The sequence below is a fragment of the Streptomyces sp. NPDC046862 genome, assembly GCF_040704615.1.
Classification (GTDB): domain Bacteria; phylum Actinomycetota; class Actinomycetes; order Streptomycetales; family Streptomycetaceae; genus Streptomyces.
Genome location: NZ_JBEYXP010000006.1, coordinates 193,730 through 212,541, shown reverse-complemented (window position 1 = coordinate 212,541; position 18,812 = coordinate 193,730). Strand labels below are relative to the sequence as shown.

The following is an 18,812-nucleotide window of genomic DNA, read 5'->3' as shown; positions in this document are numbered from 1 at the left end:
TCGGGGGAGTGCTGCGTCACTCTGACAAGCGCCGCTGACCTGCGCAAGGGGCGCAAGCCGGCGGTCAGGGGGAGCACGCGGAGACCGTACGGCCCGACATGGTTGACACAACGTCCGGATACCGCGTTCCGGCTGGACAGATCGGGCGTTGGCACGGGCCGGGGCGCCGGGGACGCTCAGAAGACCACAGTGACTGACGACCCGGGCCGGGAGACGAACATGACCGCACTGTCGCCGCACCTTCGTCAGGCCACACCCGTGGTGGCGGTCCGGGGCGAGGGCGTCCACCTCTACGGCGAGGACGGCCGCCGCTACCTGGACTTCACCGCGGGGATCGGCGTCACCAGCACCGGACACTGCCACCCCACGGTCGTCGCGGCCGCCCAGGAGCAGGTGGGCACGCTGGTCCACGGCCAGTACACGACCGTCATGCACCCTCCGCTCAGGCGGCTGGTCGACAAGCTGGGCGAGGTGCTGCCGGCCGGGCTGGACAGTCTGTTCTTCACCAACTCCGGCAGCGAGGCCGTGGAGGCCGCGCTGCGCCTGGCCCGCCAGGCCACGGGCCGTCCCAACGTCCTGGTCTGCCACGGCGGTTTCCACGGCCGGACCGTGGCCGCCGCCTCGATGACCACCTCCGGCACCCGCTTCCGGTCCGGCTTCTCCCCGCTGATGAGCGGCGTCGTCGTCACCCCCTTCCCGACGGCCTACCGGTACGGCTGGGACGAGGAGACCGCCACCCGCTTCGCCCTGAAGGAGCTCGACTACACGCTCCAGACGATCTCCTCGCCCGCCGACACCGCCGCGGTCATCGTCGAACCCGTGCTCGGCGAGGGCGGGTACGTGCCCGCGAACCGCGCGTTCATGGAGGGGCTGCGGGAGCGGGCGGACCGCCACGGTTTCCTGCTGATCCTGGACGAGGTGCAGACCGGTGTGGGCCGTACGGGCCGGTTCTGGGGGCACGACCACTTCGGGGTCACCCCCGACATCCTGGTCACCGCCAAGGGGCTGGCCAGTGGCTTCCCGCTGTCCGCCATCGCGGCCTCCGAGGAGCTGATGAGCAGGGCGTGGCCGGGTTCGCAGGGCGGGACGTACGGCGCCAACGCCGTGGCCTGCGCCGCGGCCTGCGCGACCCTCGACGTCGTCCGCGACGAGAAACTCGTCGACAACGCCGAGGCGATGGGCGCGCGGCTGCGCGCCGGACTGGAGAAGGTGGCCGAGCGGACCCCCGGCATCGGTGACGTACGCGGGCTGGGGCTGATGCTGGCCAGCGAGTTCGTCACCGAGGACGGCGACCCCGACCCCGAGACCGCCGCCCGTGTCCAGCGGGCCGCCGTCGACGAGGGCCTGCTCCTGCTGCTGTGCGGGGCGTGGAACCAGGTCGTGCGGATGATCCCGGCCCTCGTGATCGACGAGACGGCGGTGGACGCGGGCCTCGAGGCGTGGGCGGCCGCGGTGGAAGCCGGCACCTCCGGAGTTTCCCGGTGACGACGGACACCACCGCGAGCCCGGAGCGGCTGGTCGCCCGGCTCGCCCGGGCCGCTCCGGGTCTGCGGGTGGAGACCGGCCCGGGTGCCACGGGCAGTTACGCGTACGACGCCTCCAACTACCGGGTCCCGCCGCGGGCCGTGGTCTTCCCGCGCGGCGCCGACGACGTGGTCGCGGTGGTGCGGGCCTGCCGGGAGACGGGCGTCCCGGTCACCGCGCGGGGCGGCGGCACCAGCATGGCCGGCAACGCGGTCGGACCGGGCGTCGTCCTGGACTTCTCCCGGTACATGAACCGGATCCTGGACATCGATCCCGAGGCGGGAACAGCGCGGGTCGAGGCGGGCGTGGTGCTGGACGCGCTGCGCGACGCGACCGCCCCGTACGGGCTCGCCTTCGGCCCCGACCCGTCCTCGCACAGCCGCTGCACCCTCGGCGGGATGATCGGCAACGACGCGTGCGGGAACCGGTCCGTGCGGCACGGGCGGACCAGCTCCCACATCGAGGCGCTGGAGATCGTGACGGCCGACGGCGTGCGGGCCGTCGCCGACCGCACCGGCCTGCACCCGGTCGACCCGGACGACGCCCACCTCGTCGCCCGGCTCGAAGCGGACGTACGACGTCTGATCGACGGCGAGCTGGCGGCGATCCGCACCGGACTCGGCCGTATCCCGCGACAGGTCTCCGGCTACCAGCTGCACCACCTGCTGCCGGAGAACGGCTTCGACATGGCTCGCGCGCTGGTCGGCACCGAGGGCACCTGTGCGGTCGTCACCGCCGCGACGGTCCGCCTGGTGGCGACCGCACGGGCTTCGGCGCTGCTGACCCTCGGCTACGACGACGTCGTCGACGCGGCCGAGGACGTCCCCGAGCTGCTGCGCTGGTCGCCCACCGCCGTGGAGGGCATGGACGAAGCGATCGTCGCCACCATGCGGGCCCGGCGCGGACCGGACTCCGTCACCGGACTGCCGGACGGCCGGGCCTGGCTGTACGTCGAACTCGACGGTGACGACGAGGCGGAAGTGCACCGCCGGGCCGCCGAGTTGCTGGACGTGCTCAAGGCCCGGGGCCGGACGACCGGCGGACGGGTCGTGCAGAGCGCCGCCGAGCGGCGCTCGCTGTGGCGGGTCCGCGAGGACGGGGCGGGGCTCGCCGCCCGTCTGGTCGACGGCGGGGAGTCGTGGCCCGGTTGGGAGGACGCGGCGGTCGCGCCGGAGAACCTGGCCGCCTACCTGCGGGACTTCCGCGAGCTGCTGACCCGGCACGGGCTGACCGGCGTGCTGTACGGGCACTTCGGCGCCGGGTGCGTGCACGTACGCGTCGACTTCGACCTGGCCACGGACACCGGCCGGGCCGCCACCCGCCGGTTCCTGTCCGAGGCCGCCGCTCTGGTCGTCGGGCACGGTGGAACCCTGTCGGGCGAGCACGGGGACGGGCGGGCGCGCGGTGAGCTGCTGGAGGTCATGTACAGCCACCGGCTGATCCGGACGTTCGCCGCCTTCAAGGAGGTGTTCGATCCCGAAGGGCTGCTGAACCCCGGGGTCATCGTGGCCCCGGCCCGGCTCGACGCCGATCTCGCGCTGCACACGCCCGAGGTGCTGCCCGTCGAGACCCTCTTCTCCTTCCCGCACGACGAGGACGGCTTCGCGGGCGCGGTGCGCCGCTGCGTGGGCGTCGGCCGCTGCCGCGGCGAGGCGGGCGGTGTGATGTGCCCCAGCTACCGGGCGACGGGAGAGGAGAACGACTCCACGCGGGGCCGGGCCCGTCTCCTCCAGGAGATGGTGCGCGGCGGAACCGTCCAGGACGGCTGGCGCTCGACCGAGGTCAGGGACGCCCTCGACCTGTGTCTGTCCTGCAAGGCGTGCTCCAGCGACTGTCCGGTCGGCGTCGACATGGCCACCTACAAGTCCGAGTTCCTGCACCAGCACTACAAGGGCAGACTCCGGCCCCGCTCCCACTACTCGCTGGGCTGGCTGCCGCTGACCTCCGTGCTCGCCGGATACGCCGCCCGCCCCCTCAACGCCCTGCTGCGCGGACCGCTCGGCACACTGCTCGCCCGCCTCGGCGGTGTGACCACGAAGCGAAGGATCCCGGCCTTCGCCTCCCGGCGCACCCTGCGCGAGGCCCTCCGCGCGGCGCGGACCGGCGAACCGGCGAAGGCACTGCTCTTCGTCGACAGCTTCACGCGCGCCTTCCGCCCCGAGGTGGCCGGAGCCGCGAGCCGCGTCCTCGCCGACGCCGGAATCCCCTGCACGGCCACGGACACCCTGTGCTGCGGTCTGACCTGGGTCAGCACCGGCCAGCTGTCCGTCGCGCGCCGCGTCATGGCTCGCACGGTCGCCCACCTCGACAACGGCGACGACCGGCCCATCGTCGTGGCCGAACCCAGCTGCGCCGCCGCCCTCAAGAGCGACCTGCCCGAACTCCTCGGCACCCCTGCCGCCCGCCGCGTCGCGGACCGCGTCCACACGTTCACCGGCGCCCTGACCGACCTCGCCGCGGAGGACTGGACCCCACCGGAACTGCCGGAGAGCGTCGTCCTGCAGACCCACTGCCACGAGTACGCCACCTTCGGAAGCCGCCGCCCGCGCGACCTGCTGCGCCGCCTCGGCGTGCGCGAGGTCGACGAGGCCGAGGGCTGCTGCGGACTCGCGGGCAACTTCGGCTTCGAGCAGCAGCACCACGACACCTCGATGGCCGTCGCCGGCCTGGCCCTGAAGCCCCGCCTCGACGACATCGACGAGGACGACCCGACCGTCGTCGTCGCCGACGGCTTCAGCTGCGCCACCCAGATCGACCACCTCGCCGAGGACCGGGGCAGCATCCGCGCCCTGCACCTCGCGGAACTGCTCGACCCCGCCGCCGACCAAGCCGCTCGACCAGGAGAGACGTCATGACCGACACACCCACGCAGTTGTTCATCGGCGGTGCCTGGGTGGACGCCGCCGACGGCGCCACCATGCCCGTGGACGACCCGGCGACCGGCGAGATCCTGTGCCATGTCGCCGACGCGGGGCCCAAGGACGCCCGTCTCGCGGAGGAGGCGGCGGTCCAGGCGCAGCAGGAGTGGGCCCGCACGGCACCCCGGGCACGCAGTGAGATCCTGCGCCGCGCCCACGAGATCATCCTGGAACGCACCGATGAGCTCGCCCACCTGATGACGTCCGAGATGGGCAAGCCGCTGGCCGAGGCGCGGGGCGAGGTGGCGTACGCGGCCGAGTTCTTCCGCTGGTTCTCCGAGGAGGCCGTACGCGTCGACGGCGGCTACGGCACCCTGCCCGACGGCCGCCACCGCATGCTGCTGACGCGCCGTCCGGTCGGGCCGTGTCTGCTGATCACCCCATGGAACTTCCCGCTGGCCATGGGCACGCGCAAGATCGGCCCGGCCATCGCGGCGGGCTGCACGATGGTGCTCAAGCCCGCCCCGCAGACGCCGCTGTCCAGCCTGGCCCTCGCCGGGATCCTGAAGGAGGCCGGGCTGCCCGACGGCGTGCTCAACGTCGTCACGACCTCCCGTGCGGGCGAGGTGTGCGAACCGCTGCTGCGCGGCGGGCGCGTCCGCAAGCTGTCCTTCACCGGCTCCACCGCCGTCGGGCGGCTGCTGCTCGCGCAGTGCGCCGACACCGTCGTGCGCACCTCCATGGAGCTGGGCGGGAACGCCCCGTTCATCGTCTTCGAGGACGCCGACCTGGACGTGGCCGTGGACGGCGCGATGACGGCCAAGATGCGCAACATGGGGGAGGCGTGCACGGCCGCGAACCGCTTCTTCGTCCACCGGTCGGTGGCGGAGGAGTTCGGGCGGCGGCTCGCCGCACGCATGGGCGCGCTCGTGGTCGGCCCCGGAACGCGGGACGGTGTCGACGTCGGCCCGCTGATCGACACCGCCGGGCGGGCCAAGGTCGAGGAACTGGTCGCCGACGCGGTGGAGCGGGGGGCCAGGGTGCTCGTCGGCGGCAGCGCCCCCGAAGGGCCGGGCTGCTTCTACCCACCGACCGTGCTGACCGATGTGGCTCCCGAAAGCCGTCTGATGGAGACGGAGATCTTCGGGCCCGTCGCGGCGATCCTGACCTTCGACGACGAGGACGAGGTCGTCCGCCGGGCCAACGACACCCCCTGGGGCCTGGTCGGCTACCTCTTCACCGAGGGCCTCGACCGTGCCCTGCGCGTCAGCGAACGGCTGGAGGTGGGCATGGTCGGCCTCAACACCGGTCTCGTGTCCAACCCGGCCGCGCCGTTCGGCGGCGTCAAGCAGTCCGGGCTCGGCCGGGAGGGCGGCAGGGTCGGCATCGACGAGTTCCTGGAGTACCAGTACCTGGCGGTGCCCGTGCGATGACGGCGGTCCTGCCCTGACTCCCCGCATCGCGCACCGCGACGGGCCGCCCAGTGCCCGGTCACTTCGCCTGACCGGGCACTGGGACACCGGCCGCGCGTTCCCGCACAACCCGCACTGTCACGAACGGAGTTCCCCGACACTCCCGGCCAGCCCGATGGAACTCACGCTCCGTTGCGCCGGGCGGTGATCTCCTTCGCCGTTTCCGAGACGACACGTCCCAGCTCCGGCAGCCTCTCCTCGTCGTAGCGCGAGTCCGGCATGGACACGGCCACCGCGGCGAGCGGCGTCCCGTCCTCGTCCAGGATCGGCGCCGCCACGGCGCACACGTCCGGCCGGTACTGGTTCCGGTTGACCGAATAGCCGTCGGCGCGTACGCGCTCCAACGCCGCGAGCAACTCGGCCGGATCGGTCGGAGTGGCCTCGGTGTAGCTCTCCAGCCCACGGCCGGCGAGTTCCGCCACGTCCGCCTTCGGCAGATGCGCGAGAATGGCGCGCCCCGTGGCGGTGGCGTGCAGCGGCGAGGTGTCGCCGATCGCGTGGAACGTCCGTACGGCGTGATGGCAGTCCACGCGGTCCACGACGACCATGCACTGCAGCGCGTCCGGCACCGACAGGTGGATCGTCTCGTTCAGCGCGTCCCGGAGCCGGATCATCGGCTCCCGCGCGGCCGCGAAGAGGCTCGATCCCTGAAGCGCCGCCGGCCGTACGGCGAGTACGCGGGCGCCGATCTCCCACCGGGTGGTGTCCTTGCGGTTGGCCCGCAGCCACCCCGCCTCGTTCAGGGTGACCAGCGTGCGCTGCACGGTCGACTTGGGCAGGCCGAAGAGCTTGGTCAGTTCCCCCACCGTCACCGGCTGATGCTGTGCGACCGCCTCCAGGATCCGCAAGGACCTGGTCACGCTCTTCATTTCCATCTGATTTCCCCCGTTAACTCTCAGATTTCCTGGCGGACACCCCTTGACTCCCTTCTACACCACTGCCATTCTCGTGCCAGATTCTAGCACAGCGTTCCACATTGTGGCACGGCAACGCTCAGCACTCGACGAAGTGACCTGAAGCCCCTCCCCGCCCCCGGAAAGTCCCGAGTCGGCAAACCTCTGGCCCTCCTCGCATCCGGAATCACAGAATCCGCTCACCGGGCGCCCAGCATCCTCGCCCCGGGAGACGAAAGGAACCCTCGTGTCAGCCAGCAAGCGCGTCGCCGTTGTCGGCGTCGGAACGATGGGCAGCCAGGCCGCCTGGCGCCTGGCGGCCCGTGGAGCCGAGGTGGTCGGCTACGACCGCTTCGCCCCCGGCCACGACCGCGGCGCCGCCGGAGGCGAGACCAGGATCTTCCGCAGCGCGCACTTCGAGGACTCCCGTTACGTCCCGCTGCTCAAGCACGCCGACGCCCTGTGGGAGGAGCTCCAGCGGGAGACCGGCCGCGAGCTGCGCCGCCTGACCGGCTGCCTCCTGATGGGCCCGACCGGGCACCAGCAGATGGCGACGGTCCTGAAGTCCATCGCGGAGCACGGCCTCGACCACGAGGCGCTCGACGCGGAGTCCCTCGCCAAGCGGTTCCCGCAGTTCCGGATCGAGGACGGCGACGCGGCCGTGCTCGACCGCCGCGCCGGCTTCATCCGGCCCGAGCTGACGATCCAGACCGCGGCCCGCCGGGCCGAACAGCTGGGCGCGGTGATCCACCGTTACACCACGGTCCGCGAGATCGTCCCCGTCGGCGGCGGCGTGGAGATCCGCACCGACGCCGGCAGCGAGCGCTTCGACGCGGCCGTCGTCACCCCCGGTCCCTGGGTCAACGACCTGCTGCCCGAGCTGCCGTGGGAGGTCGACATCCGCCGCCTGGTCAGCGCCTGGTACGTGCCCACCACCGACGCCTGGTTCGGCGAGGAGCGCCCCGCCTTCATCCGTACGGCGCCCACCCACTGCTACGGCCTGCCCTCCCCGGACGGCGTCTCGGTCAAGCTCGGCCTGTCCCGCGCCCTGCACCGGCCGGCGGGCGACCCGAACCAGCTGGACCGCAACGTGCGGCCCGAGGAGCTGGACATCTTCACCGAACTCATCGGCCGCCACATGCCGGACCTGAACCCCGACCCGGTCCGTCTCTCCGTCTACATGGAGGGCTACACGGAAAGCAGCCGCCCGCTGGTGGGCCCGCTGCCCGGCGCCGACAACGTCGTCCTGCTCGCCGGCTTCTCCGGCCACGGCTTCAAGCTCTCACCCGCCTTCGGCGACATCGCCGCCGACCTCGCGCTGGACGGCACCTCCGCGCAGCCCATCGACTTCGTCTCCACCGTCGGCCGTACGGAGGCATGACCATGAACGACACCGTCCTCTCCGTCGGCTCCCTCCAGGCCCGGCCCGGCACCAGGGCGCGCGGCACCGTCCGGTCCGACCTCGGCACCCGCTCCGTGGACATCCCGCTGACCCTGGTCAACGGCACCCGCCCCGGCCCCCGGGTCGTCATCACCGCGGGTGTGCACGGCGGCGAGTTCACGCCCGTCGACGCCGCCGCACGCCTAGCGACCCTGCTGGAACCCGATGAGGTACGCGGGCAGGTGATCGTCTGCCCGGTCGCCAACCCTCCCGCCGTCTACGAGGGCCGTCTCAACGTCTCCCCGGTCGACGGCGTGAACATCAACCGTGTCTTCCCCGGCGACCCGGACGGCGGCCCCACCGAGCGTCTGGCCGCCTGGCTCTTCGCCCACCTGATCGACGGCGCCGACGTCTACATCGACCTGCACTGCGGCGGCATCGACCAGGTCCTGCGGGACTTCGTCGGCTACCGCCTCACCGGCGACCCGGACCTCGACAAGGCGACGGCCGAGCTGGCCGGGTCCTTCGGTGTCGAGGACGTCATCCTCGGAATGAAGGCCGAGGGCGGCAACAGCCACGCGGCCGCCGCCCGCCGGGGCATCTCGGCGGTCCTCGTCGAGGTCGGCCAACTGGGGCAGCGTGACGGAGCCACGGCCCGCCGCCGCGTCGACGGCCTGTACCGGGCGCTGCGCCACCTGGGCGTGCTGGACCCGGACGGCTCGGCCCCGGCGCCGATCCGGGAATGGGTCTGGGCCGCCGGTGTCACGGCCGAGGCGACCGGCCTGTGGTACCCGGAGTTCTCCTTCGACGGTGACGTCATCGGCGACGTGGCCGAGGGCGACGTACTCGGCCGCATCGTCGACCCGGCCGACGGCCGGGAACACACCGTGCACGCCCCGGCCGGCGGGCGGATCTTCTACGGCATGCACGGCCTCACCGTCGCCCCCGGCGAGGAACTGGCCGCCATAGCCGTCCCGTACGACCCCGACACCGCCCCGCGTCCCGACACCCTCCGGACCCCCGGCGTGGGCACCGCACCCGACGAGGCGGATCCCCCCTCCTAGACCTCCCAGTCCAGCCGCCCCCCTTCTCACGGCCAGCACCACCAGGAGGCACACGATGACGAATCACGATGCGGCTCTGCCGCGTGGCGCCCGGATCGACCGCAGACTGTTCCTGCGCGGAATCGGCGGGGTCACGGCGGGTGTCGCCGCCGCGACCGCGCTCAGCGGCTGCGGCACCGGCACCAGCCGGTCCGCCGCCGGCAGCGGTGGCAAGAGCTCCAAGACGCTGGTCGTCCGCGACAGCGGCGGCACGTACGGCGACGCCAACAAGAAGGCCATCTACGACCCGTTCACCAAGGAGACCGGTATCCGGATCGAGGTGGTGAACATCCAGTACGCGCAGATGCTCGCCCAGATCCAGCAGGGCCGACCCCAGTTCGACGTCATCGACGACTCGATGGCCGACTTCCTGCGCTTTAAGAAGGCGGACGCGACCGAGAACCTGGACTACGACCGGCTGAAGAACTTCAAGAACGCCGGCATCGCCAAGACCCTGGTCACCTCCAACGCCGTCGGCAAGAACTACTGGGCCAGCGTCATGGCATACCGCACCGACGTCTGGGACGGGAAGAAACCTTCCACCTGGGCCGACTTCTGGGACACCAAGGCGTTCCCCGGCGACCGTGCCCTCCAGGGCCTGGACGCGGACCTGCCCGTGCTGGAGTTCGCTCTCCTCGCCGACGGCGTACCGCTGGACAAGCTGTACCCCCTCGACGTGGACCGCGCCTTCAAGTCCCTGGACCACATCAAGGGATCGGTCAAGAAGTTCTGGGACACCGGAGCCCTCCCCGGCGTGCTGCTCGGCCGCAAGGAGGTCGTCGCCACCGACGTCTGGCACGGCCGCCTCGACGCCCTGATCAAGCAGGGCTCTCCGCTCGCCTACCAGTGGAACGGCGCCCGCCGGCAGAGCAACGCCTTCGGCATCCCCAAGGGCGCCCCCAACCCGGACGCCGCCTACCAGCTCATCGACTTCGCGCTCCGGCCCGACGTCCAGGCCGCCTACGCCGAGCTGTACCCGATGGCCCCCTCGGTGCCCGCCGCCTACAAGAAGCTCTCCTCCGCCACCGCAGCGAACCTGGGCAGCTCCCCGGAGCACCTCAAGACCGGCTTCGACCTGGACGTCCAGTGGTGGCACGACAACCAGGACGCGGTGGCCAAGCGCTGGCAGGAGTGGACGCATGCCTGAGACCGACGTCATGTCCGAGCCGTCGCTCGCCGCCCCGGCGGCGCTGGCCGGCAGCGGAAAACCCCTGTCGGTGACGCGACTGCGCAAGACGTACGGGGGAGTGACGGCCGTCGACGAGGTCTCCATGGAGATCGCGGCGGGCGAGTTCGTCACCTTCCTGGGGTCCTCCGGCTCCGGCAAGACCACCACCCTGATGATGATCGCCGGGTTCTGCGAGCCCGACTCCGGCAGCGTCGTCGTCGGCGGCAACGACGTGACCCGCCTCGCCCCGCAGAAGCGCGGGCTGGGTTTCGTCTTCCAGCAGTACCTGCTCTTCCCGCACATGACGGTGTGGGAGAACGTCGCCTTCCCGCTGCAACTGCGCGGCGTGCCGAAGGCGGAGCTGCGCCGCCGGGTCGGCGAGACGCTGGAGATGGCGGGCCTGACGTCCATGGCCCGTCGCCGGCCGCGTGAGCTGTCCGGCGGCCAGCAGCAGCGCGTCGCGCTGTGCCGGGCCCTGGTCTACCGGCCGCCGGTGATCCTGATGGACGAGCCGCTCGGCGCCCTCGACAAGAAGCTGCGCGACCAGCTCCAGACCGAGATCAAGCGCATCCAGCAGGAACTCGGCCTCACCGTCATCTATGTGACGCACGACCAGGAAGAGGCCCTCGTCCTCTCCGACCGCATCGCCGTCATGCAGGACGGGCGGATCGACCAGTTCGACACCCCGCAGGAGCTCTTCGAGCGCCCCCGCACCCCCTTCGTCGCCGACTTCCTCGGCGCGGCCAACTTCCTCCCCGGCCGCGTCGAGGAACAGACGGCGGAACACACGCTCGTACGGCTCGACACCGGCGGCCTGCTCAGGGCCCGCCCCCAGGCCGCCCCGGACAGCGCACCCGTACGCGCCGCGGTCCAGCCCGGCCGGCTCTTCCTGTGTCCCGCCGGCGACGGCTTCTGTACCGGGACCGTCGAGACGGTCACCTACGTCGGCACCCTCGTCCGGGTCACCGTCCGCCCCGTCGGCGGCACGGACACCGACCTCGTACGACTGGAACTGCCCGCGGGCCGCGCTCCCGCCCTCGGCGAGCGCGTCGACCTCGCCGCGGACCCCGGAGACGTCAGCGTGTTCGCCGGCGCGGAAGACGGGGGGTGACGCCAGTGGCCGCGCTCGCTCCGGCACCGGGCTCCGTAGCGCCGGTGCCCCGCAGGAAACGACTGGGCCGCGCGCTGTCCGACCGCCGCACCCGCTTCGGACTGTTCAACGCCGCACCCGTCGTCGCGTACCTCCTGGTCCTCTTCATCTATCCCATCTTCAGCACCCTGATGCTGAGCCTCAAGGACGCCGGCGGAGGCTTCACCCTCCACTGGTACACCGACGCCTTCAAGGGCGCCAACCTGGAGATCCTCCTCACCACCCTGCGGATCTCCGCCGAGACCTCGCTGCTCAGCCTGGTCATCGGCTTCGTCCTGGCCGCCGCGGTGTCCCGCCTCAAGCCCCTGTGGGCGGGGCTGGTGATGGTGGTCGTGGTCGTCCCGCACTTCATCAGCGCGCTGGTGCGGACCTACGGCTGGATCATCCTGCTCGGTGAACACGGCGTCATCAACAACGCCCTGACGACCCTTCACATCCCAGGCGCGCCCTTCCAGTTGCTCTACAACGAGCTGGGCGTCGTCATCGGCACCACCTCCGTGATGCTGCCGTACACCGTGCTGCTGCTGTACGCCGTCATGAAGGGCATCGACCGCCGGCTGATGGCCGCCGCCGCCAGCATGGGCGCGGGACGGGTGACGATCTTCCGCCGTGTCTACCTTCCCCTGGTCGCTCCCGGCGTGGTCAACGCGGGCATCCTGTGCTTCATCCTCTGCCTGGGCTACTACCTCACCCCGGCCCTCATGGGCGGCGAGAAGCAGACCATGGTCGCCTCGCTCATCGACGAGCAGGTCATGAAACAGGACCAGTGGAACGGCGCCTCGGCGCTCGGCATCATCCTGCTGCTGCTCACGTTCGCCGGACTGCTGCTGCTCAGGCTGCTGAAGTCGGCGGGCGAGGCGTACCGGAACCGAGGTACGGCGTCATGACCGAGCTCCGCTCCACCCTCGCCGGACGCATCACCCTGACCGTCCTGTCCACCCTGATCCTGCTGTTCCTGGTACTGCCGATCGTCGTCATCGTCATCACCTCCTTCGGCAAGGACGCCTTCGGCTCCTTCCCGCCGTCCTCCTGGACGCTCGACTGGTACAAGGTGCTGTTCGCCGACGGCAGCAAATGGCCGGCCGCGCTGTCACTCAGCGTCCTGGTCGCCTCCCTGACCACCGTCTTCTCCCTGGTCCTCGGCATGACGGCGGCCACGGCCCTGGTCCGCAGCGACCTGCCGCTGCGCACGGCGGTCTACGGACTGGTCCTCGCCCCGCTGGTGATCCCCCAGGTCGTCATCGCGCTCGGCCTGTTCCTGCTCTTCGAACCGGCCGCGATGCTCGGCAGCCCCATCGCCATCGCCCTCGGCCACACCGTGCTGGCCTCGCCGATCGCGGTGATGATCCTCATGGCCACGCTGAAGGGCATCGACGAACGGCTGGAGGACGCGGCCGCCAGCATGGGCGCGAGCCGCCTCACCGTCGCGCGGCGCATCACCTTCCCGCTGGCCATGCCCGGACTGGTGGCCGCCGCGATCTTCTCCTTCATCACCAGCTTCGACGAGTTCTTCATCTCGCAGTTCCTGTCCTCCGTGGACACCGTGACCCTGCCGGTCCAGGTGTTCAACGTCCTCCAGTACGACGTCGACCCGTCGGTGACGGCCGTCAGCGCGATCCTCATCGCCGTCGCCGTCGTGGCCCTCACCGTGGTCGCCGTGGTGCGCAAGCTCAGCGGCTCCGGCAAGCAGGACGGCCTGCTGCCGACCGACCCCGGCGTGGGCCTGGCCGCCGGAAGTGAGACCGCGTCATGACCACCCGCACCCACACCCCCGCCGGGGAACACCTGTCGGCCACCGCGGCCAGACACCTGCTCCTCAACATGACCCCCAACGGTTCGCTCGGCCCGGGCGGCCAGGAACTCTTCGTCGTCCGGCGCGGCGAGGGGCCGTACGTCGACGACGCCGACGGCAGGCGCCACATCGACGGACTGTCCGGCCTGTACTGCTGCCAGCTCGGCTACTCCTACGCCCCCGAGTTCGCCGAGGCGGCGGACAAGCAGCTGCGTGAGCTGTGCTTCAGCCCGCTGTGGTCCGCCTCCGCACACCCCACGGCGATCGAACTCGCCGAGCGGCTCGCCCGGATCGCCCCCGCCGGCGTCGAGCACACCTTCTTCTCGGGCGGCGGCGCCGAAGCCGTCGAGACCGCCTGGAAGATCGCCCGCCGCTACCACGCCCTGCGCGGCGAGGCGGGACGGGTGAAGGCCATCTCCCGGCGTGGCGCCTACCACGGGCTGACCATCGGCGCCCTCTCCCTGACCGACGACCCCGGACTGCGGGAGCCGTACGGCCCCGGCGCGTTCGAGACGCGGTTCGTGTCCAACACCAACCGCTTCGGCCTTGCCCCGGAGTACGCGGACGACGACCTGTACACGGCCCGGCTGCTCGCCGAGTTGGAGGACGCGATCCTGGCGGAGGGCCCGGAGACGATCGCGATGCTCATCGCCGAGCCGGTGCAGAACCGGGGCGGCTGCATCACCCCGCCCGAGGGCTACTGGCCGGGGCTGCGCGCGCTGGCCGACCGCTACGGCTTCCTGCTCGTCGCCGACGAGGTGATCACCGCCTTCGGACGGCTGGGGGAGTGGTTCGGCGGTGAGCGCTACGGCGCCCGCCCGGACATCGTCACCGTCGCCAAGGGCATCACCGCCGGATACGCCCCCATGGGCGCGACCATGGTCAGCAACCGCGTCGTCGAGGTCATCAACCGGCCCGGTGCCGTCCTCAACCACGGCTACACGTTCGCCGGGCACCCGCTGAGCGCGGCCATCGCCCTGCGCAGCCTTGAGATCATGGAGCGGGACCGGATCCTGGACAACGTCCGCGGCCTCCAGGACCACCTGGCGCACCGGATGACCTCCCTCGCGGACCTGCCGATCGTGGGCGACGTCCGGGGCGCGGGCTTCTTCTACGCCTGCGAGCTCGTCGGCGACCTCGACGGCGGCGGCTTCACCGACACCGTCCGCACCGAGCTGATCGCCGGCCTGATCCCGCGCCGGCTCAGGGAAGCCGGCCTCCTCGCCCGTGTCTACAACCGGTCCGCGCCGCTGGTCCAGATCGCGCCCCCGCTGATCAGCGACCGCCACCTCCTCGACCGGGTCGCCGACATCCTCGCGGAGACCCTCGCCGAGGCGTCCGCCCGCCTGTGACATCCGTCCGTGTTCTCTGAAAGGAACGACATGTACTCCATAGGTCCGCTGACCGTCGCCCCCGGCGAGCGCGCCCAGGGCCTCATCCCCGTCGGCACCAGCAGCTACGGCGTGGAGCTCGGCATCCCGCTGGTCGTCGTCAACGGCGCCCAGGACGGCCCGGTCCTGTGCGTGGACGCGGGCGTGCACGGAGACGAGTACGACGGTCAGGAGGCCGTCCGGCGCGTCCTCGCGGAGATCGACCCGGCCACCCTGCGCGGCACGCTCGTCGCCATCCCCTGCATGAACACCCCGGCGTTCGAGGCGGCGGCCCGCACGAGCGGCCTGGACCACCTGAACCTCAACAGGATCTTCCCCGGTGACGCGGACGGCTCGTACTCGCTGCGCCTGGCCGCCACCTTCGTCGAGCAGGTCGTCCCCGCCATCGACGCCCTCGTCGACCTCCACACCGGCGGCACCTTCGGCGAGATCGCCCCGCTGGTCATCCTCCAGGGCGGCTACGAGGAACTGGCGACGGACCTCGCTCTCGCCGCCGGGCACGAGCTGGTCTGGAAGGGCGGCAAGTGGGGCGGCACGGTCCGCCACCCCACCCTGGCGGCGGGCAAGCCGGCCATCACCATCGAGGTCGGCGGCGGCACCTACCGCGAGGAGAACGTCGCCCTGCACATGCGCTCCATCCGCAACATCATCCGGCAACTCGGCATGACCGACGGCGAGGTGGAGCTGCGGGACACCTACACCACCGTCTCCGGCACCTTCGCCCGCTCCGACGCGGGCGGCTTCTTCGTCGGCCACGCCGAGCCGGGGGAGACCTGCAAGGAGGGCGACCTGATCGCCACCGTCGTCGACCACTACGGCACCACGCTGGAGGAGGTCCGCGCCCCGCAGGACGGCATCGTGCTCTGGGTGCGACGGATCCGTACGGTCCGCCCGGGCGACGAGGTCGTCATCTTCGGCGAGGTGCAGGGGGAGATCCGGCCGTGACCGCCGAACTCCCGCTGACCGAGCGGCTGACCGAGCTGCTGATCGACGGCAAGCCGGTGCCCGCCGCCGACGGACGCTCCTTCACCGTCCTCGACCCGTCCGACGGGACGGCCGTCGCCCAGGTGGCGCTGGCCGGAAAGGCGGACGTGGACCAGGCGGTGGCCGCCGCGCGAGCGGCGTTCACGGCGCCCGAGTGGGCCCGGATGCGGGCCGCCGACCGCAGCAGGCTCCTGTACCGGATCGCCGAGGCCATCCGCCACGAGGGCGAACGGCTGGCCCGCCTGGAGTCGAGGGACGTGGGCAAGCCGCTCAGCCAGGCCAAGGCCGATGTCGAGGCCGCCGCCCGCTACTTCGAGTTCTACGCGGGCGCCGCGGACAAGCTCGGCGGCACCACCATCCCCCTCGGCCCCGGTCTGGTCGACTACACCGTCCGCGAGCCGATCGGCGTCTCCGGCCAGATCATCCCGTTCAACTACCCGCTGCAGAACACCGCGAGGGGCTCCGCCCCAGCACTGGCGGCAGGATGCACGGTGGTGCTCAAGCCGTCGCCCGAGGCGCCGCTCACCCCGCTGGAGATCGGCAGGATCGCCCTGGAGTGCGGTCTCCCGCCGGGCGTGCTGAACGTCGTCCCCGGCGACGGCGAGACCGGCGCGGCCCTCGCCGGCCACCCGGACATCGACCAGGTCACCTTCACCGGCTCGGTGCCCACCGGCATCAAGGTCGCCCAGGCGGCCGCCGCCAACGTGGTGCCGTCCGTCACGGAGTTGGGCGGCAAGTCGCCCTTCGTCGTCTTCGCCGACGCGGACTTCGACCTGGCGCTGAAGGCGATCATGGGCGCCTCGTTCAGCAACGCCGGGCAGATGTGCTCGGCGGGGACACGGCTGCTGCTCCAGCGCGGCGCCGAGGCATTCCTCGACCGGCTGGTCGAGACCGTCGCCGCCCTGCGCGTCGGCCCCGGCCTGTCGGACCCGGACATCGGCCCGCTGGTCGCCGCCCGGCAGCGCGACCGGGTGCTGGGCTACCTGGAGCTGGCCCGGCAGGAGGGCGCTGTCGCCCGGATCGGGGGAGGAGCGCCGCCGGCCCCCGAACTCGCCGACGGCTACTACATCGAGCCGACCGTCCTCACCGGACTGACGAACGACGCCCGGTGCGCCCGCGAGGAGATCTTCGGCCCCGTCGTCACGGTCCTCGACTTCGACGACGCGGACCAGGCCCTGGAGATCGCGAACGACAGCCCGTACGGCCTGTCCTCCTACGTCTGGACCCGCGACATCGACAAGGCGATGCGTCTGGCGGAGGGCATCCGGGCCGGCCAGGTCTACGTCAACGCCACCGGCGTCGGCACCGGCGTCGAGCTGCCCTTCGGCGGCTACAAGCACAGCGGCTGGAGCCGGGAGAAGGGCCTCGAAGCCCTCGACAGCTACACGCAGACCAAGAACGTCTGCATCGGCTTCGGGAGCCGGCCATGAGGTACCGCACCCTGGGCGCACGCGGACCGGCCGTCTCCGTCGTCGGTGTCGGCGGCAACAACTTCGGCTCCCGCCTCGACGAGGAGGGCACGAAGGCGGTCGTCCACGCGGCCCTCGACGCCGGGATCACCCTGTTCGACACCGCCGACATGTACGGCGGGTCCGGCGACCGGGGCGGCGCGCGCGGCGACGGCGAACGGCTCCTGGGCGCCGCCCTCAAGGGCCACCGCGACGACGTCGTCCTGGCCACCAAGTTCGGCATGGAGATGGGGCCCGAGGCCGACGCGTACGGTCGGCGGGGCGCCCGCCCCTACCTCCGGTACGCGGTCGAGGCATCCCTGCGCCGCCTGGGCACCGACCGGATCGACCTGTACCAGTACCACGAGCCGGACGGCGTCACCCCGCTCGACGAGACGGTCGCCGCCCTGCTGGAGCTGGTGGACGAGGGCAAGGTCGGCCACATCGGCTGCTCCAACCTGCCGGCCGAGGACGTCACCGACGCCTTCGTCTCCACCCAGGCCCGCTACCACCTGCTCGACCGCGGCGCGGAGAACGACCTGATCCCCGCCTGCGTGCGCCACGGCGTCGGCCTGCTGCCGTACTACCCGCTCGCCAACGGCCTGCTCAGCGGCAAGTACCGGCGCGGGGAGGCGCCCCCGCCCGGCAGCCGCCTGTCCTGGCGGCAGGGCTGGCTCACCGACGCCGCCCTGGACCGCGTCGAGGCGCTCACCGCGTACGGCGCCGCACGCGGCCTGACCCTCCTGCAGGTCGCGGTGGGCGCGCTGGCCGCCCTTCCCGCCGTCGGCTCCGTCATCTGCGGCGCCATGACTCCCGAGCAGGTCACCGCGAACGCGGCGGCGGCCGGCTGGATCCCCGACGCGTCCGACCTGGCCGCACTCGACGCGATCGTCACCCCCGGCCAACGCGTCGTCTGAATCCCCAACTCCCCAACTCCCTTGACAAGACCGCGAGATCGAGGCTGAACACCATGCGAGAGATCGTCACCTTCGACGCCTACGGAACCCTGGTCGACTTCCAGCTCGGCCCCACCACCCTGAAGGTCCTCTCCGACCGGCTGGGTCTGGACAACCTGGACGTCGACGAGTTCCTCGACGACTTCCGCGTCATGCGCTTCCAGGCCGTCCTCGAGGCCTACCGCCCGTACCACGAGATCCTGCACTCCAGCCTGCGCAACGCCATGCGCCTGCACGGCCTGGAGTACCGCGAGTCCGACGGCGACGCCCTCGTGGAGGCCGTCCCCACCTTCGGCCCCTTCCCGGAGGTCCCGGACGCCCTGCGCGCGCTGAAGTCCCGCTACGAGATCGCCATCATCTCCAACACCGACGACAACCTGATCGCGCGGAACGTCGAGAACATCGGCGTCGAGTTCGACCACGTCATCACCGCCCAGCAGGCCGGTGCGTACAAGCCGGACCGGCAGACCTTCGAGCACGCCCTCAGGACCATCGGCGCCGAGCCGTCCCAGGTCATCCACACCGCCCAGGGATGGGAGTACGACCACATCCCGACCCGCGACCTCGGCCTGCGGCGCCGGGTGTGGATCAACCGCTACGGCCGGCCCGGCAGCGCCGACTACCAGCCGTACGACGAACTGCCCGACCTGTCGGGCCTGCCGGCGCTGCTCGGCTGCTGACCGGGAGCCCGC

15 protein-coding genes are annotated in these 18,812 nt (G+C 71.8%); 14 read left to right on the top strand and 1 reads right to left on the bottom strand.

What is annotated here, in order from left to right; genetic code table 11:
* Positions 1–219: 219 nt before the first annotated feature.
* From AB0959_RS09020 to AB0959_RS09010, 3 genes are read left to right on the top strand one after another with little or no spacing between them, the layout of a single operon-like run.
* A complete protein-coding gene (locus tag AB0959_RS09020; RefSeq protein WP_366825646.1) occupies positions 220–1,485 on the top strand; it encodes an aminotransferase class III-fold pyridoxal phosphate-dependent enzyme in 1,266 nt (421 codons plus the stop codon).
* The gene (locus AB0959_RS09015) at positions 1,482–4,379 is read left to right on the top strand and encodes an FAD-binding and (Fe-S)-binding domain-containing protein (protein WP_366825645.1); all 2,898 of its coding nucleotides are present in this window, start codon (positions 1,482–1,484) and stop codon (positions 4,377–4,379) included. The genes AB0959_RS09020 and AB0959_RS09015 overlap by 4 nt, the downstream gene beginning before the upstream one ends.
* The gene (locus tag AB0959_RS09010) at positions 4,376–5,815 is read left to right on the top strand and encodes an NAD-dependent succinate-semialdehyde dehydrogenase (RefSeq protein ID WP_366825644.1); all 1,440 of its coding nucleotides are present in this window, start codon (positions 4,376–4,378) and stop codon (positions 5,813–5,815) included. The genes AB0959_RS09015 and AB0959_RS09010 overlap by 4 nt, the downstream gene beginning before the upstream one ends.
* A 161-nt stretch (positions 5,816–5,976) precedes the next feature.
* Here the strand turns inward: AB0959_RS09010 and AB0959_RS09005 are convergent, their stop codons facing one another.
* On the bottom strand, positions 5,977–6,723 hold the full coding sequence (locus tag AB0959_RS09005; protein WP_366825723.1) for an IclR family transcriptional regulator: 747 nt from the start codon (positions 6,721–6,723) through the stop codon (positions 5,977–5,979).
* A 271-nt stretch (positions 6,724–6,994) separates the two neighbouring features.
* Here AB0959_RS09005 and solA point away from each other — a divergent pair, with 271 nt between their 5' ends.
* Genes solA through AB0959_RS08950 form a run of 11 tightly spaced genes read left to right on the top strand, consistent with a single transcriptional unit; the run spans position 6,995 to position 18,800 of the window.
* Positions 6,995–8,128, top strand: coding sequence for an N-methyl-L-tryptophan oxidase (gene solA / locus AB0959_RS09000; protein WP_366825643.1), 1,134 nt, complete (start codon positions 6,995–6,997; stop codon positions 8,126–8,128).
* A gap of 2 nt (positions 8,129–8,130) precedes the next feature.
* Positions 8,131–9,192 carry a succinylglutamate desuccinylase/aspartoacylase family protein gene (locus tag AB0959_RS08995; protein WP_366825642.1) on the top strand — a complete coding sequence of 354 codons (1,062 nt, stop codon included), beginning with the start codon at positions 8,131–8,133 and terminating at the stop codon, positions 9,190–9,192.
* 55 nt (positions 9,193–9,247) lie between these two features.
* Complete coding sequence (locus AB0959_RS08990; RefSeq protein WP_366825641.1) at positions 9,248–10,378, top strand: ABC transporter substrate-binding protein; 1,131 nt, start codon at positions 9,248–9,250, stop codon at positions 10,376–10,378.
* Complete coding sequence (locus AB0959_RS08985; protein WP_366825640.1) at positions 10,371–11,510, top strand: ABC transporter ATP-binding protein; 1,140 nt, start codon at positions 10,371–10,373, stop codon at positions 11,508–11,510. The genes AB0959_RS08990 and AB0959_RS08985 overlap by 8 nt, the downstream gene beginning before the upstream one ends.
* 44 nt (positions 11,511–11,554) lie before the next feature.
* The gene (locus tag AB0959_RS08980) at positions 11,555–12,436 is read left to right on the top strand and encodes an ABC transporter permease (protein ID WP_366825639.1); all 882 of its coding nucleotides are present in this window, start codon (positions 11,555–11,557) and stop codon (positions 12,434–12,436) included.
* Complete coding sequence (locus AB0959_RS08975; protein ID WP_366825638.1) at positions 12,433–13,302, top strand: ABC transporter permease; 870 nt, start codon at positions 12,433–12,435, stop codon at positions 13,300–13,302. The genes AB0959_RS08980 and AB0959_RS08975 overlap by 4 nt, the downstream gene beginning before the upstream one ends.
* Entirely contained in the window at positions 13,299–14,693 is a 1,395-nt protein-coding gene (locus AB0959_RS08970; protein ID WP_366825637.1) for an aminotransferase class III-fold pyridoxal phosphate-dependent enzyme, read from the top strand. The genes AB0959_RS08975 and AB0959_RS08970 overlap by 4 nt, the downstream gene beginning before the upstream one ends.
* 30 nt (positions 14,694–14,723) lie before the next feature.
* A complete protein-coding gene (locus tag AB0959_RS08965) occupies positions 14,724–15,677 on the top strand; it encodes a M14 family metallopeptidase (RefSeq protein WP_366825636.1) in 954 nt (317 codons plus the stop codon).
* Positions 15,674–17,146: an aldehyde dehydrogenase family protein gene (locus tag AB0959_RS08960; protein WP_366825635.1), complete on the top strand. Its 1,473-nt coding sequence runs from the start codon at positions 15,674–15,676 to the stop codon at positions 17,144–17,146. The genes AB0959_RS08965 and AB0959_RS08960 overlap by 4 nt, the downstream gene beginning before the upstream one ends.
* Positions 17,143–18,081 carry an aldo/keto reductase gene (locus AB0959_RS08955; RefSeq protein WP_366825634.1) on the top strand — a complete coding sequence of 313 codons (939 nt, stop codon included), beginning with the start codon at positions 17,143–17,145 and terminating at the stop codon, positions 18,079–18,081. Before AB0959_RS08960 ends, AB0959_RS08955 begins: the two co-directional genes overlap by 4 nt.
* 53 nt (positions 18,082–18,134) lie before the next feature.
* Positions 18,135–18,800 carry a haloacid dehalogenase type II gene (locus AB0959_RS08950; protein WP_366825633.1) on the top strand — a complete coding sequence of 222 codons (666 nt, stop codon included), beginning with the start codon at positions 18,135–18,137 and terminating at the stop codon, positions 18,798–18,800.
* Positions 18,801–18,812: the final 12 nt, after the last annotated feature.

Bases quoted from the DNA above. Each gene is read 5' to 3' on its own strand.
- AB0959_RS08970 (WP_366825637.1), top strand. From the start codon at position 13,299: ATGACCACCCGCACCCACACCCCCGCCGGGGAACACCTGTCGGCCACC.
- AB0959_RS08955 (WP_366825634.1), top strand. From the start codon at position 17,143: ATGAGGTACCGCACCCTGGGCGCACGCGGACCGGCCGTCTCCGTCGTC.
- AB0959_RS08975 (WP_366825638.1), top strand. From the start codon at position 12,433: ATGACCGAGCTCCGCTCCACCCTCGCCGGACGCATCACCCTGACCGTC.
- AB0959_RS08990 (WP_366825641.1), top strand. From the start codon at position 9,248: ATGACGAATCACGATGCGGCTCTGCCGCGTGGCGCCCGGATCGACCGC.
- AB0959_RS08950 (WP_366825633.1), top strand. From the start codon at position 18,135: ATGCGAGAGATCGTCACCTTCGACGCCTACGGAACCCTGGTCGACTTC.
- AB0959_RS09005 (WP_366825723.1), bottom strand. From the start codon at position 6,723: ATGAAGAGCGTGACCAGGTCCTTGCGGATCCTGGAGGCGGTCGCACAG.
- AB0959_RS08965 (WP_366825636.1), top strand. From the start codon at position 14,724: ATGTACTCCATAGGTCCGCTGACCGTCGCCCCCGGCGAGCGCGCCCAG.
- AB0959_RS08995 (WP_366825642.1), top strand. From the start codon at position 8,131: ATGAACGACACCGTCCTCTCCGTCGGCTCCCTCCAGGCCCGGCCCGGC.
- AB0959_RS08985 (WP_366825640.1), top strand. From the start codon at position 10,371: ATGCCTGAGACCGACGTCATGTCCGAGCCGTCGCTCGCCGCCCCGGCG.
- AB0959_RS09010 (WP_366825644.1), top strand. From the start codon at position 4,376: ATGACCGACACACCCACGCAGTTGTTCATCGGCGGTGCCTGGGTGGAC.
- AB0959_RS09020 (WP_366825646.1), top strand. From the start codon at position 220: ATGACCGCACTGTCGCCGCACCTTCGTCAGGCCACACCCGTGGTGGCG.